We start from the raw sequence: 14,767 nt of genomic DNA, 5'->3' as shown, positions 1-14,767 counted from the left end.
TTTCCTAATGTTAAGTTTCTGAAAATTTAAGCTTATTTAATGATTATTCTATTCAATAAACCCTTTAACGTAGTGTGCCAGTTCAGTGCGCATGATCCCGGAAATGGAAAAACGGGACATCCTACGTTAAAAGACTTTATCCAAACACCAGATGTCTATGCAGCAGGGCGATTAGATACTGATAGTGAAGGTTTGCTCATTTTAACCGATGATGGCATGTTGCAACACCGTTTAAGTGATCCAAAACATAAAGAATTTAAAACTTATTGGGTGCAGGTGGAGGGTGATCCTTCAGTTGAGGATTTAGAGCCACTCAAACGAGGTGTTGATTTGTCAGATTTCGTAGCAAAACCCGCACAGGTTAGGCTAATTTCGGAGCCAGAATCACTGTGGCTAAGAAATCCACCCATCAGGGAAAGGCAAGCGATTCCTACTAGTTGGTTGGAAATTAAAATTAGTGAGGGTAAAAATCGCCAAGTGCGTCGTATGACCGCTAAAATAGGCTTTCCAACATTAAGGTTGATTCGATACGCCATTGGGCAATATACGATTGATGGTATTCAAAATGGGCAATACAAGGTTATTGAATAGCTGAAGGTCATTGAATAAGGTTATAAATAATGAGCACAACAAACATAAAGCCAGTGATTGTTTTTAAAAATGTAGCGCATGAAGGGCCTGGCTATTTAGGCGACTTTTTAACACAGCAGAATATCCCTTGGCAGGTTGTTAATACCAATGAAGTTGGTGCTATGCCAGCTTCTATACTGGACTATAGCGGCGTTGTGATTATGGGTGGTCCAATGAGTGTGAATGACGAGTTACCTTGGATTGCACCTTTGCTTGATTTGATTCGTGAAGCAAAGGCGGCGGATATTCCGGTATTAGGACATTGTTTGGGCGGTCAACTGATTAGTAAGGCTTTTGGCGGCGTGATCAGCGCCAATCCCATTAAAGAAATTGGCTGGGGCGAAGTAAATGTGACTCAAAATGAAGCCGCTAAGCATTGGTTTGGCGAGATTGAAAGTTTTAATAGCTTTCATTGGCATGGTGAAACTTTTAGCTTGCCCGAGGGCGCAACGCATGTGTTAGCCAGTGTGCATTGCCAAAATCAAGCTTATTCCATAGGTAAGCACTTGGCGTTTCAAAGTCATATTGAAGTCACTGCGGAGATGGTCAAAAGTTGGTGTGAATTGGGCGCGGATGAACTTGCGGAAGCTGCCGCAAGCCCAGCTGTACAGCAGGCGGAAGCCATGCAGCAAACTTTACCTGTGCATTGCTTCTTCCTAAATAAGGTTGCCAAACAAGTGTATGGGCAGTGGATTAAAGGGCTAATGCCCTGATAGCTATGCCCCTATGTTAAAATCAAGAAAACTTACAAGAGAAAAGCATTATGTCGGGTAATACAATCGGAACTTTATTCACGCTCACTTCCTTTGGTGAATCACACGGCGCAGCCATTGGCGGCGTGGTAGATGGCTGTCCTCCAGGCTTGGCTTTGTGCGCAGAAGATTTACAAATCGATTTAGATAGACGCAAACCTGGCACTTCGCGCCACGTAACACAACGTCAAGAAGCCGACAGTGTAGAAATTTTATCTGGCGTATTTGAAGGAAAAACCACAGGTGCGCCTATTGGTTTATTGATTCGTAACACCGACCAACGCAGCCAAGATTACAGCAAAATCATGGATACTTTTCGTCCAGGTCACGCCGATTATACTTACACACAAAAATACGGTGTACGTGACTACCGAGGCGGTGGACGCTCAAGTGCGCGCGAAACCGCTGTGCGTGTTGCCGCTGGTGCCATTGCTAAAAAATGGTTAAAAGAGCGTTTTGGTGTAACTGTTCGTGGTTACATGAGTCAAATGGGCGAAATTGATATTCCATTTGTGAGTTGGGATGCGCTCAACCATCAAGACAATGATTTTTTCTCACCTAATATCGATGTGTTGACACAATTAGCGAGTTATTTAGATGGTATTCGCGCTGAACGTGATTCTGTAGGTGCACGTATTACCGTAGTGGCTGAAGGCGTGCCAGTTGGCTGGGGCGAGCCTGTGTTTGATAGGCTAGATGCTGAGATTGCTTATGCCATGATGAGCATCAACGCGGTTAAAGGGGTGGAAATTGGTGCAGGATTTGATTCAATCGCACAGCGTGGTAGCGTGCATTCTGATGAAATGACACCACAAGGTTTCGTGACTAACCATGCGGGTGGTATTTTAGGTGGCATTTCTACAGGTCAAGAGATTCGTGTGAATGTCGCGTTGAAGCCTACTTCCAGCATTCCACAAGAGCGTCGTTCTATTGATAAAAATGGCGATTCTGTGACGATGCAAACAACAGGTCGTCATGATCCTTGCGTTGGTGTTCGTGCTACCCCAATTGCCGAAGCTATGATGGCGTTAGTGTTGATGGACCATGCGCTAAGAAATAGGGCGCAAAATGCTGATGTGATAAGTGCAACGCCCAAAATCATTTAATTTAACGCACCTTAATTGATGGATGTAATATTGTAACGAGTTATCTTTGTTTAATTTGCTATCCAATAAAAAGTCGGCTAATGCCGACTTTTTTTATCACTTCGTTCTATATAATTCAGCATGCCTTCAAATCTTCACTCAGCTCTTCATTCACGACTTTCTCGTTTTTACTTCATCTATTACTTTTTTGTTGGGGCGTTTGTTCCCTATTGGGGTTTGTATTTAAAGTCCGAACAATTCAGTCCAGCTGATATTGGCATTTTGATGTCGCTATTCCAAATCAGCCGAATTTTTGCGCCGAATTTTTGGGGTTGGTTAGCTGACCATACAGGTAAACGTGCGCAGTGGATTAAGCTCACCGCTTTTTTAGGACTATGTGGCTTTACGGCAGTATTTTGGGCACATGGGTTTTATTGGCTATTTTTTGTGATGGCAGCGTTAAGTTTATTTACGAGCTCCACCTTGCCATTGGCAGAGTCGCTGACGTTAGCGCATCTAGCGACTACTAATGGGCATTACAGTCGTATTCGTATGTGGGGTTCATTGGGCTTTATTGTGGCTGCTGTGATATTGGGATACCTGATTGATTTTACTGGCATAAGAAGTTTGTTATGGTTCTTGCTGGTGGTGCAAATGACGTTGTTCGCACTAACCTATACCTTACCCGATGCCAAGGTCGAGCCGCATGCGCATGACCACTTTTCAATATGGCAAGTCATTAAGCAGCCTAATGTATTAGCTTTACTTATCGGTTGTGCGCTCATGGTGACCGCGCATGGCGTGCTATACAATTTTTATTCGATCTATTTGAGTGAGCACGGCTACAGCAAAGGCATGATAGGACTGCTCTGGGCAGTAGGCGTTATCTGTGAAATCGGAATTTTTATGTTGATGCCCAAGCTGATGGCGCGATATAGCTTAAAAACCATTTTGTTGATTAGTTTGGTGCTCGCTGTCCTTCGATTTACGATGATAGGTCTTGCTGTAGATAACATCGGGCTGTTGGTGCTTGCCCAAACCTTGCATGCCGCTACTTTCGGCAGTTTTCACGCAGCTTCAGTCGAGGTCATTACCCAATTTTTCAACGGGCGGCATCAAGCTAAAGGCCAAGCGATATATAACAGTGTAGCTTACGGCATAGGCGGTACCATAGGCGGTGTGGCTGGTGGTTATGCATTGCAATATCTTGGTGGAGAGAAAACTTTCATGCTGGCAGCCATATTCCCTTTATTAGGATTGCTAGTGATAGGATTGGGTTTGAAATTGACACGTAATCAGCACGGCTCACAAGGAATGTTTAGATGAATCAGTTATTGCAAGTTGGAAAGACGGCGTTGCTTACAATGAGCTTACTCAGTTCTAGTATCTGTATGGCAGATACACAGGTCAATATTGTCGGGCTTTTCAGCAATAAGGCGGTGCTGATGATTAATGGTGGTAAACCTAAAACTTTAAGCGTAGGTCAAACCAGCGATGGCGTTAAATTAATTTCCGCAGACAGCCAAGCCGCCACTTTGCAAATTGAAGGAAGTACCAAGCGATTAGGTATGGGACAAGCCGCTTCAGTGGCGGGTAAGTCGTCTGGGGGCTCAGCAAGTGCTGTTTTGTATGCTGACTCACAAGGACACTTTGTTTCTGACTGTCAAATCAATGGCGCATCATTAAAATTCATATTAGATACTGGCGCAACAACGGTTGCCATGAATAGTGGCGATGCAAAGTTCGCGAATATTGATTACAAACGAGGCGAGCCTGTGCAAGTTAGCACGGCCAATGGGGTGGTGACCGCTTATCGAGTAACCATAGCAACACTTAAGATTGGTCGCATTACACTTAGCCAAGTAGATGCGAGTGTGTTGGAGGGTGGTTCACCCTCGGTGGTGTTGCTGGGCATGAGTGCTTTGAATCGCTTGGATATGAAGCGTGAAGATATTGCACTAACACTCACTAAAAAATATTAAATAAATCTTCCAATTTCAATAGACAAAATAAAACGGGCAGAAAATCTGCCCGTTTTATTTGCTTTTAACTAGAAATAAATCTCAACACTTATTTTTGAAACCTTAAAAATCAAAAACAAGGTTTGTTAAACAGTACTTTTGAATATTACTTAGCTTCTACTGGAGCCGCTGCAGGTGCTTCAGCAACTGCTTTTTTTACATGTTTATGGTGATGTTTTACAGCTGGTTTAGCCGCTTCTGTTTTTGCTGGCTCAGCGGCAGCAGCTACTACTTTAGCTGGTTCAGCCGGTTTAGGAGCGTCTGCAGCAAAAGTTGATGTAGCTAATGAAAGTGCTGCAACTGCGAATAATGATGCTAATAATTTGTTCATTTAAATCTCCTGAAATTAATGATAAGTTTGCTGTCAGATGGATTGTTTAAATCACTGATTAACTTTATCCGTTAACCACTTCATCAACCACCATGGAATACAATTTACAGCATCAAGCTGACGTGAAACTGACAGCTAATTATTTTCAAAAATATTTATTTCCTTGTTTTTAAACTGAGTAGAATGTATTCGTTGCTACGTGAGTTGCATTTGATTTGAGGTGATTGCATTGAGATTATTACTAGTTGAAGATGATTTAATTCTAAAAGATGGGCTTGAACGCTCATTCGTTAAATCTGGGTATGCGGTTGATGTTATTTCTGATGGGGAAGGCGCCAATAAATTACTGACGTATCAAGAGTACGATGTAATAGTGCTGGATTTGGGCTTACCTAAACTAAGTGGTTTCGAGGTGTTAAAGCGACTTAGAGCGCGTGGCAGCAATACGCCGGTGCTGATTTTAACTGCTTTGGAAGATACACAGAATCGTGTAAAAGGGCTAGATTTAGGCGCAGATGATTATCTAACTAAGCCATTTGAACTGGCTGAATTAGAGGCACGTGTGCGTGCTTTGATTCGCCGTGGTGTATCTGGCGGAAGTGCGAAGATTAGTTTTGGCGATTTAACTTTTGATACCACTAACCGCCAATGTATGGCGGGAGACATTGCGCTGTCACTCTCTGCACGTGAACTAGCTTTGTTGGAACTACTCATGTTGAAGGCCTCCAAGGTTGTCAGTAAGGCGAAAATTATGGAGCACCTTTGCAGTTGGGATGATGAAATTAGTGAAAATGCGGTGGAGGTAATTGTGTCGCGATTGCGTAAAAAATTAAATGTATTTGATATCGAGATTCGGACAATACGTGGTTTAGGCTATTTGTTAGCTAAGTTAGAAAATCAAAATCCATAATCGAAGATCGAAAATCAGATGATTCATATTAAAAGCAATTCTATCCGTCAAAAGCTATTGAATTGGTTACTTATTCTACTCATTCCCACTTTGTTTCTGGGTACTATTTCTGCTTATTATTTAGCCAACTACTTTGCAAATCTAGCCTATGACAGCGGCTTATTTCGCTCTGCTTTAGCATTGGCAGACGAGGTGGAGATTAAATCCGGCAGTATGGTGGTCGATTTGCCAGATAGTGCGCTGAACTTACTGGAGTACGATATTGATGATGACTATAGGCATTATCTGATACTAGATCCAGAGCACAATGTAGTGCTTGGTGAAGAACAGCTGGCTTTACCTAAAGTCTTGCCTACAGAAGGAAAATCAACGTTCTATGACTCAGAGTTTGAAGATAAAAAATTACGCATGGTTGCATTGAATTTCCCGCTGGCGGATGTTGGTGCAAAAGGTAGTGCTATTGTGGTCATAGGAGAATCAACAACAAAAAGAGAGAAGATGGCGAGAGAAATTGTTGCCATTATGCTAGTACCACAAATTATATTGATTATATTGATCATTGTTCTTGTGAATTTAGGTATTCAAAGAGGGTTAATCTCGCTGGATAAGTTGAAAGATTTAATATCCAAGCGGCTGCCAACTGATACCAGGCCATTAGAAGAGCTTGATGCACCTGAAGAGTTGCAGCCTTTATTGCATGCAATGAATGAGTTGATTGTCAAAGAAAAAAGCGCAGTGAACGAACGACGTCATTTTTTAGCAAATGCTGCGCATCAACTTAAAACACCGTTAGCTGGTTTAAAGATTCAGGCGGAAGCTGCGTTGCGCGAAAGTGATTTGGCGAGTATTCAGCATGCGCTTAAGCAAATTAGCGCTGGCAGTGACAATCTTGGTCGCTTGGCAAATCAGTTACTAAGCTTGGCTAGAGCTGAACCTGAAGGCGCAGCAGCTCAAGCATTTGTTAGTGTGGATTTGGTGAAATTGATGAATGAGGTGACTTCAGATTGGGTGCCCAAAGCTTTAGATAAAAATATTGATTTGGGTGTTAAATGTGAACTTAAAGCGTTAAATATCAGTGCTAATAATGTCTTATTACAAGAGTTATTGAATAACCTAATCGACAACGCAATCAGGTACAACCAATCAGGTGCAAAGGTTACGGTAGGTTTGGTAGTCGTCAATCATGAGGCTGTATTGTCCGTGCAAGATAATGGCTTGGGTATTGCTTCATATGAGCAGCAAAAGGTATTTGAACGGTTTTATCGTGTGCTAGGTACTGCAGAAAACGGCTGCGGCCTGGGACTTGCAATCGTGCAGGAAATTGCACACCAACATCAAGCACGCGTTTTGTTGGAATACAGTGACATGAAAAAAGAGACTGGCACGAAAGTAAAAGTTATATTTCGGTTAAATGTGGTTTAGTTTGTTGAACGTATAAGCTTTAAATTAAGAAGCCACTCTTAAATAAAAAGCCACTGTAGTAGTGGCTTTTTATTGAGTGCAAAATGTTAGTTAAATAAGATGCTAATGTTTGCGTTTGTCGTGCTCAATTAACGCATAAGCGGAATGGTTGTGTATAGACTCAAAGTTTTCACTTTCAACGGTATAAGCCACTATGCGGCTTTCTTTACTCAGTTGGGCTGCTACATCACGCACCATATCTTCTACAAACTTAGGGTTATCATAAGCACGCTCAGTGACATATTTTTCATCTGGGCGCTTTAATAAACCGTAAAGCTCGCACGAAGCTTGTTTTTCAACCAAATCAATAATGTCTTCAATCCAGATGAAGTTATTAATCAGCGCGGTTACAGTGACATGTGAGCGTTGATTATGCGCACCATAATCTGAAATCTTTTTGCTGCAAGGGCATAAGCTTGTTACCGGTACGAGTACTTTAACTGTGATGTCAAACTTGCCTTGGTTGATTTCGCCAATAAATGTCACTTCGTAATCTAGCAAACTTTTTACGCCTGAAATTGGCGCAGCTTTGTTTACAAAGTACGGGAAAGTCATTTCCACATGGCCGGACTCCGCCTCTAGGCGTTTAACCATTTCACGTAAAATTGTTTCAAATGACTCAACCGAAATAGCATGTTCGTTCACATTGAGAATCTCAACAAAACGTGACATGTGTGTGCCTTTGAATTGCTGCGGCAAATGCACGTACATGTTAAACATAGCAACGGTATGCTGTTCTCCGCCCGATTTATCTTTGACTACCACTGGGTGGCGAATAGCTTTGATGCCTACTTTGTCAATGGCGATATGACGCGTATCCAGAGTGTTTTGTACGTCTTCAATTGGGCTTGGTATAGGTTGGTTCATTATATTTCCAGTTTAGCAAATGCACGCTATGACTAGCTATTGGCTAGTCATAGTGAAGTAGTTGAGTATATCACTAGGTTATTAGCTTCGCAATTGTCGATGCAATACCTTCTGCATCTAGACCACATTCTGCCAGCATAGTTTCATGCACGCCGTGCTCAATAAATTTATCTGGCAAGCCTAAGCATAAAGTTCTAATTGGCGGTTTATTTGGGTTTTGTATCGCTTGCAAAGCTTCTAGCACGGCAGAGCCTGCACCACCCATGACGCTATTTTCTTCAACCGTGACAATTAATGTGTGGTCATTTGCCAGTTTTTCAAGCATTATTTTATCGATTGGCTTTACAAAACGCATATTAACAACGGTTGCATCAAGTTTTTCACCCGCTTTTAAGCAGGCATTGAGCATACTGCCGAAGCTTAATATCGCAATCTTTTGTTTAGAGTCACTTATGGCATTACGTTTAATCTCAGCTGTGCCTATCTCAATCGCCTGCATTTTCTTTTGTACTACAACGCCAGCACCACTGCCACGAGGGTAGCGAACAGCCGCTACGCCGCTATATTGAAAACCTGTGTATAGCATTTGCCTACATTCATTTTCGTCACTAGGCGCCATAATCACGATGTTTGGAATACATCTGAGATAGCTCAAATCAAAGCTACCTGCATGCGTAGGGCCATCTGCACCAACTAACCCAGCACGGTCTATTGCAAATAATACTGGTAAGTTTTGTAAGGCAATATCATGAATCAACTGATCGTAAGCTCGTTGTAAAAACGTGCTGTAAATGGCGACGACTGGCTTTAAGCCATCACAAGCCATCCCTGCCGCAAAAGTGAGTGAGTGTTGCTCGGCAATGCCTACATCGTAATAACGGTCAGGATACTTATCTGCAAAAGCGTTTAAGCCTGAGCCATCGCACATGGCCGGTGTAATGCCAATTAGGCGGTTGTCTAGTGCCGCCATATCGACCAACCATTCACCAAATACTTGGGTATAAGTTTTTTTGGTGTTACTTGTGAGCGCATCACCATTAAATGGGTCGAACTTACCTACACCATGAAACTTGTTGGGATTATCTTCAGCGGGCTCGAAACCTTTGCCTTTTTGCGTGACGATATGCAAAAACTGCGGACCTTTAAGCTGCTTGATATTGCTTAAAGTATCGATAAGCGTATCCATATCGTGCCCATCAATTGGGCCAATATAGTTAAAGCCAAACTCTTCAAATAATGTACCAGGCGTTACCATGCCTTTTACGTGCTCTTCGGCGCGTTTAGCAAACTCCATGACGTGAGGCACTGCAGAAAGTACTTTCTTACCAGATTTACGAACAGTGCCATAGAAACGGCTCGATAACAGTTTTGCGAGGTAGTTATTCAGCGCACCGACATTGTTGGATATGCTCATATCATTGTCGTTAAGAATCACCAGCAGATTAGCATCCATATCACCCGCGTTGTTGAGCGCTTCAAAAGCCATCCCTGCGGTCATTGCGCCATCGCCGATAATCGCTACAGCGCGTCTTTCTAAGCCAGCTTTTTGTGCGGCAACCGCCATGCCTAGCGCGGCAGAGATTGAGGTGCTGGAGTGACCTGTGCCAAAAGTATCGTATTCACTTTCGGTGCGACGTGGAAACCCTGCAATACCTTGCGGATTACGTAATGATTGCATCTGCTCACGGCGACCTGTAAGTATTTTATGCGGATAAGTTTGATGGCCGACATCCCAAACTAATCGGTCATCAGGGGTGTTAAATACATAATGCAGCGCGATTGTCAGTTCAACTACGCCTAAATTAGACGATAAATGACCACCAGTTTTTGCAACACTATTGATAAGAAAAGTGCGTAACTCTTGGGCGAGCGGAACAAGCTGCTTACGCTCAAGTTGGCGCAGTTGCAGCGGTGAATCTATCGTGTTCAGTATTACGCTGTTGAGTAGTGAAGTCACAAGTTATAGAGTCGCTATTAGAAAATTAATGATTAAAAGATGATTTTAAAAAAGATGAAGATTTAAAATCTACGCTGTGTAATGAATCCAGCTAACTCACGTAAACGTAAGGCACTCTCACCAAAAGGTGTTAAAGCATCAATTGCATTATCATAAAGCTGTTGAGCATGTAGCTTGGCATCAGCTAAACCTAATATAGACACATAAGTAGGTTTGTTACTATCCGCATCTTTACCAGCAGTTTTGCCAAGTGTAGAACTGTCAGCTTCTACATCTAAAATATCATCGACGACTTGAAATGCTAAGCCGATGTTTTTTGCATAAGTGCTTATTGCGGCAGTTTTTTCTATTTCGCCGTTGATTCCACCTAATAAAACAGCAGCTTGAATCAATGCGCCAGTCTTCAGTTGATGCATCTGTTCAAGGTCAGTTTGGCTGAGCGTTTTGCCTACCGAAGCTAAATCTATGGCTTGGCCGCCCGCCATGCCTGTAGAACCTGAAGCTTTGGCTAGGATATTGAGCATGCTTATTTGATGATTGGTTTGAGAGCATAATTGAGGCTGCGATAGCACCTCAAACGCCAAGCTTTGCAAAGCGTCGCCGACTAATAATGCTGTAGCGTCATCATATTGTTTGTGACAGCTAGGCTTACCACGACGTAAGTCGTCATCGTCCATGCAGGGCATATCGTCATGCACCAACGAATATGCATGGATGAGTTCAACGGCACAGGCCGCAGCGTCAGCCACTTTAGCATCTGTGTTGCACAGTTCAGACGCGGCATAGCATAGAAGGGCGCGTACACGTTTGCCACCTTCTAGAGCGCTGTAACGCATCGCGCTGTTTAGTGTTTGCGGCGTTGAGTTGGCGGAAGGTAACGTGTGATTTAGCACATTTTCAATTCGGCCTTGCTTTGACGCCGCCCAAGCTATGAAATCCAGCAATGCTGTTTCAGATGAATTACTATTATTCATCATCAGACTTAAATGGTATTAACTGATTGCGCTCATTCAGAATTTGAACTTGTTGTTCAACGTCAGCTAGTGATTTTTGGCAGAATTGTAGTAGGCTGTTGCCACGCTGATACGCAGCCAATGAGGACTCTAAAGTCATTTGCCCGGATTCCATGCGCGCGACTATGCTTTCTAACTCAGCGTATGCCAGTTCAAAAGTCTCTGGTGCTACGGTGTTGTTTTCTAGGGATGCTGCAGTTTTGGATTTAGGTACGGTCATGGCAAAATTTAAATGGCGTTAAGGCGATATTCTACCAAATCCTATGGCAAACGCTGCTTTAAAAATCCATGAATATCGCTAATCTCTTCCATGCATACGGAATGCGCCATATTGTATTCATGCCAACTGACAGAATAGTGATTACTCTGTAATGTTTGAAGTGATATTTTGCACATATCCAGCGTGATCACGTCATCAAACACGCCGTGCGCCATAAAGATTGGTGTTGCTGCATTGGCCGGGTTGGCTTCAGTTGCCAGCTTGGCTTTAACTGGTAAATAGGTAGATAAGGCCATCACACCACCTAATTTCTTTGGGTAGCGAAGCGCCGTATATAAAGCAATCGCGCCACCTTGTGAAAAGCCAGCAATCACGATGCGCTCTGCAGCAATGCCTCTATCCAACTCTTTTTGAATAAGAGTGTTAACGTATTGTTGGCTATTTTTTATACCATCTTCGTCCTCTTTACTGCTGCCTGTCACTCCATATAAATCATACCAAGCCGGCATAATATAACCACTATTGCGAGTGACTGCCATTTCTGGCGCGTGGGGCAATATAAATCGCACATTGGGAATATTGAGCTTTTGTACGACAGGCTCAAAGTCATGACCGTCCGAACCTAAGCCATGTAACCAAATGACGCTGGCATTTACCTTGAGGTTGCTTTCATGATGGTTGCTGACTAATTCTAGAGGCGTTTTATAGATCATCTTGGGAGCTTTGTCGTTAAGTAAGAGTGCAATCAATTTAGGTAAAACTTGAAGTTATGTTTGGTTAAAATAAGATTGCTATTAAAAAAATAATATCTGTTATATGCTGTTAATAAGCTGTGAAATCATAGCATTGTATTAAATATAACTATAAAAAATTATATGCAAATAAAAATATTAGGTTGCAGTGGTGGAATTGGCGCTGAACTGCGTACGACGTCCATGCTTGTTGATCAAGATATATTGATCGACGCGGGTACGGGCGTGGGTGATTTGTCTATGGACGAGCTGCTGAAAATCGACCATATTTTAGTAACACATTCACACTTAGACCATATCGCATTTATTCCCTTTTTGCTCGATACCGTCATGGGCATACGCGCAGAGCCTATCACCGTACATGCTAATAAAGAAACCCTAGAAACATTGCGCCTCCATATTTTTAACTGGAAAGTATGGCCAGATTTCAATGCGATTCCCAGTGCGGACAATCCATTCTTACGCTACAACGAAGTTAAAATCGGAGAAACACTTGAGTTAAGCGGTCGGAAATTCACACCATTGCCTGCTAATCATGTCATTCCTGCTATTGGCTATCATGTTGATAGTGGTGACGCGAGTCTCGTATTTACTGGCGACACCACTGTGTGTGATGATTTATGGGTTGAAGTTAATAAAATCAAAAATCTTAAGTACTTGATTATTGAAACCGCATTCAGCAATAGCGAGCTAGCTTTAGCGCAGCTTTCCAAGCATCTATGTCCATCTTTACTAATCAGTGAACTTGCTCACCTGACTATGCATCATACTCAGCATGTTGTTGAAATTTATATCACTCACCTAAAGCCAGGTGAGGGTGAAAGTATCATGCAGGAAGTCGCAGAAAGTCATTTAGCGTACCCAATTCAGGCGCTTAAACAACAGCAAGAGTTTCATTTGTAGTTTTTTAGCGTGATATCAATTTCACAGTATTTATTTAAAAGTACCCATTAAGGTTTTAATTATGGCAATCGCTGACTTATCATTATTAGAGCATCTAGAGCCGATTGCTAGGTTGTCAGTAGGCCGCAGAAAAGAGCTTGCTGCGCTATGTTTTATTGAGAAGGTCAATCAAGACATCGACCCGATGCGTATGAATATGGCTAAAGCCGCACAAGCTATGTACTTAATTAAGGGTGATTTAGGTCTGCGCTACGAAGATGGTAGAAAAGTCAGACTGCGTGGTGGTAATGAGGTCACTAAGCATCCAGTCAATGCAGATCCCAAAATTATGGACACCATTGCACTGACCGATATTGAGATACTTCGAATAGACATGGATCTACTCGATATCATGATGACTTGGGATCAGCTTTCCAATATCGACAATCCTGCCAAAACTGCTCAACCCAGCATCACAGAAAAAGCCGCACGCAGCGTAGGCGATTGGATGAATGAAACTGGCGTATTTAGCGCCTTCAATCTACAAAGTGGAATATTTAGCCGTCTGCCAGCTGCTAATGTAGAAGAGATGTTTAAACGTATGACCAGCATTACTGTCACCGCAGGGCAGATTATCATTCAGCAAGGCGGCGAAGGCGATTACTATTACCTAATTCAAAGCGGTTGTGCGCAAGTAACGCGAATTGTAGATGCAAGCCAACCAGCGCTTATTTTGGCTGAGCTCAATGAAGGCGGAGCATTTGGCGAAGAAGCGCTAGTGTCAGATAATAAACGCAATGCCACAGTCACCATGAAAACTGATGGTGAATTATTGCGACTCAACAAAAAAGACTTCGTAGAGCTATTAAAGGCGCCCATCATTAACCAAATCAGCATGTCAGAAGCGCAGGGTAGAGTGAATGCTGGCGCAGTGTGGGCCGACGTACGATTACCCTCAGAATATAAATACGACCATATTCACGGTGCAATCAATTTACCACTCAATGAAATCCGTCAATTAGCCAGTAGTCTAGATAAAGGCAAAGAGTATGTACTCTACTGCCAAACTGGTAGACGTAGTTCGGCTGCGGCGTTTGTGTTGGCACAGGGAAGTGTAAAGGCATTTGTGCTAATGGGCGGAACACGAAGACAATGATTACTAACTTATATAGTGTTTAGAGTAGGTGCAGAAAGATATATCGATATTTCGAGATGTTATTATAGTGCCTTGATTAAACCTTACTTTACTGAAACTAAAGTTGTTTAATTTACTTTACAATTACCTGTATCAACAGTACAAGTTGTCGTTTTAACACCTGGTTTTACTGGAGTCCACGTGAAAGTAGTACCTTGTAAAGCAGCAGCAGCTGCTGCAGTAGCTGCTGCAGGAATTGTTCCAGTACATGCTTTTAATGTAATTACTGGTATTAAACTAGGATCTGCGGCGGAAGCCGCAGCGCTAACTCCACGGGCTGTACCTGTTGCTTCTGCAAGGCATGCGGTTTCAGCAGACTTGATGGTGTAGTTTTTATATTGTGGCAATGCAACAGCAGCCAAAATACCGATAATTGCAATAACAATCATCAACTCGATTAATGTAAAACCTTTTTGAATTTTTTTCACTTTTATATCCTTTAAAAAAATTAAAATTTACGCAATTTAACTTAAATATTAGTTAACTTATTCTTTTTTATTGAGCATCTATGATTAATTAGGCGAAAAAAACCCTCACGACATGCAAGGGCCTTGTTGTATTGCCTCGATGAAATAATATTTCAACGAGGCTTAAAGCTCTTTTAAAAATTAGTTTATTACACAGTTACCAGTATCGACAGTACAAGTTGTCGTTTTAACACCTGGTTTTACTGGAGTCCACGTGAAAGTAG

General features: G+C 42.3%; 16 protein-coding genes. 9 read left to right on the top strand and 7 right to left on the bottom strand.

Annotation, left to right across the window (positions count from 1 at the left end):
* Positions 1–39: 39 nt before the first annotated feature.
* The 5 genes from PSU72_RS11780 (at position 40) to PSU72_RS11760 (ending at position 4,449) form a co-directional block, all read left to right on the top strand.
* The gene (locus tag PSU72_RS11780; protein WP_300432748.1) at positions 40–591 is read left to right on the top strand and encodes a pseudouridine synthase; all 552 of its coding nucleotides are present in this window, start codon (positions 40–42) and stop codon (positions 589–591) included.
* Between the two features lie 44 nt (positions 592–635).
* A complete protein-coding gene (locus tag PSU72_RS11775) occupies positions 636–1,343 on the top strand; it encodes a type 1 glutamine amidotransferase (protein WP_300433297.1) in 708 nt (235 codons plus the stop codon).
* Between the two features lie 50 nt (positions 1,344–1,393).
* Positions 1,394–2,488: a chorismate synthase gene (gene aroC / locus PSU72_RS11770; protein ID WP_300432747.1), complete on the top strand. Its 1,095-nt coding sequence runs from the start codon at positions 1,394–1,396 to the stop codon at positions 2,486–2,488.
* A gap of 120 nt (positions 2,489–2,608) precedes the next feature.
* Positions 2,609–3,793: an MFS transporter gene (locus PSU72_RS11765; RefSeq protein ID WP_300432746.1), complete on the top strand. Its 1,185-nt coding sequence runs from the start codon at positions 2,609–2,611 to the stop codon at positions 3,791–3,793.
* On the top strand, positions 3,790–4,449 hold the full coding sequence (locus PSU72_RS11760; RefSeq protein ID WP_300432744.1) for a TIGR02281 family clan AA aspartic protease: 660 nt from the start codon (positions 3,790–3,792) through the stop codon (positions 4,447–4,449). The genes PSU72_RS11765 and PSU72_RS11760 overlap by 4 nt, the downstream gene beginning before the upstream one ends.
* A gap of 145 nt (positions 4,450–4,594) precedes the next feature.
* Here the strand turns inward: PSU72_RS11760 and PSU72_RS11755 are convergent, their stop codons facing one another.
* Positions 4,595–4,819, bottom strand: coding sequence for a hypothetical protein (locus PSU72_RS11755; protein ID WP_300432742.1), 225 nt, complete (start codon positions 4,817–4,819; stop codon positions 4,595–4,597).
* 229 nt (positions 4,820–5,048) lie between these two features.
* On the opposite strand from PSU72_RS11755, the gene PSU72_RS11750 reads away from it, so the two are divergent.
* Positions 5,049–5,729 carry a response regulator transcription factor gene (locus PSU72_RS11750; RefSeq protein ID WP_300432741.1) on the top strand — a complete coding sequence of 227 codons (681 nt, stop codon included), beginning with the start codon at positions 5,049–5,051 and terminating at the stop codon, positions 5,727–5,729.
* Positions 5,730–5,747: 18 nt separating this feature from the next.
* Positions 5,748–7,151, top strand: coding sequence for a sensor histidine kinase N-terminal domain-containing protein (locus PSU72_RS11745; RefSeq protein WP_300432740.1), 1,404 nt, complete (start codon positions 5,748–5,750; stop codon positions 7,149–7,151).
* Between the two features lie 102 nt (positions 7,152–7,253).
* On the opposite strand, the gene folE2 is transcribed toward PSU72_RS11745, so the two are convergent.
* The 5 genes from folE2 to PSU72_RS11720 form a co-directional block, all read right to left on the bottom strand.
* Positions 7,254–8,057 (bottom strand): GTP cyclohydrolase FolE2, encoded by an 804-nt coding sequence (gene folE2 / locus PSU72_RS11740; RefSeq protein ID WP_300432739.1) that lies wholly within the window; start codon positions 8,055–8,057, stop codon positions 7,254–7,256.
* Between the two features lie 73 nt (positions 8,058–8,130).
* Positions 8,131–10,014 carry a 1-deoxy-D-xylulose-5-phosphate synthase gene (gene dxs, locus PSU72_RS11735; RefSeq protein WP_300432738.1) on the bottom strand — a complete coding sequence of 628 codons (1,884 nt, stop codon included), beginning with the start codon at positions 10,012–10,014 and terminating at the stop codon, positions 8,131–8,133.
* 62 nt (positions 10,015–10,076) lie between these two features.
* Complete coding sequence (locus PSU72_RS11730) at positions 10,077–10,991, bottom strand: polyprenyl synthetase family protein (RefSeq protein ID WP_300432736.1); 915 nt, start codon at positions 10,989–10,991, stop codon at positions 10,077–10,079.
* Positions 10,981–11,247 carry an exodeoxyribonuclease VII small subunit gene (locus PSU72_RS11725; RefSeq protein WP_300432735.1) on the bottom strand — a complete coding sequence of 89 codons (267 nt, stop codon included), beginning with the start codon at positions 11,245–11,247 and terminating at the stop codon, positions 10,981–10,983. Before PSU72_RS11725 ends, PSU72_RS11730 begins: the two co-directional genes overlap by 11 nt.
* Positions 11,248–11,288: 41 nt before the next feature.
* Positions 11,289–11,960 (bottom strand): alpha/beta fold hydrolase, encoded by a 672-nt coding sequence (locus PSU72_RS11720; RefSeq protein WP_300432733.1) that lies wholly within the window; start codon positions 11,958–11,960, stop codon positions 11,289–11,291.
* Between the two features lie 162 nt (positions 11,961–12,122).
* Between PSU72_RS11720 and PSU72_RS11715 the strand changes: the two genes are divergently transcribed.
* Both PSU72_RS11715 and PSU72_RS11710 read left to right on the top strand, forming a co-directional pair.
* Positions 12,123–12,902: a 3',5'-cyclic-nucleotide phosphodiesterase gene (locus PSU72_RS11715; RefSeq protein ID WP_300432732.1), complete on the top strand. Its 780-nt coding sequence runs from the start codon at positions 12,123–12,125 to the stop codon at positions 12,900–12,902.
* A 61-nt stretch (positions 12,903–12,963) separates the two neighbouring features.
* Positions 12,964–14,037, top strand: a complete 1,074-nt coding sequence (locus tag PSU72_RS11710) for a cyclic nucleotide-binding domain-containing protein (RefSeq protein ID WP_300432731.1) — start codon at positions 12,964–12,966, stop codon at positions 14,035–14,037.
* A 107-nt stretch (positions 14,038–14,144) separates the two neighbouring features.
* Here PSU72_RS11710 and PSU72_RS11705 read toward each other — a convergent pair whose 3' ends face one another.
* Positions 14,145–14,504 (bottom strand): pilin, encoded by a 360-nt coding sequence (locus PSU72_RS11705; protein ID WP_300432730.1) that lies wholly within the window; start codon positions 14,502–14,504, stop codon positions 14,145–14,147.
* Positions 14,505–14,767: the final 263 nt, after the last annotated feature.

The organism is Methylotenera sp. (assembly GCF_029945535.1).
Lineage (GTDB): Bacteria > Pseudomonadota > Gammaproteobacteria > Burkholderiales > Methylophilaceae > Methylotenera.
This window is presented reverse-complemented; position numbering and strand designations above follow the sequence as displayed.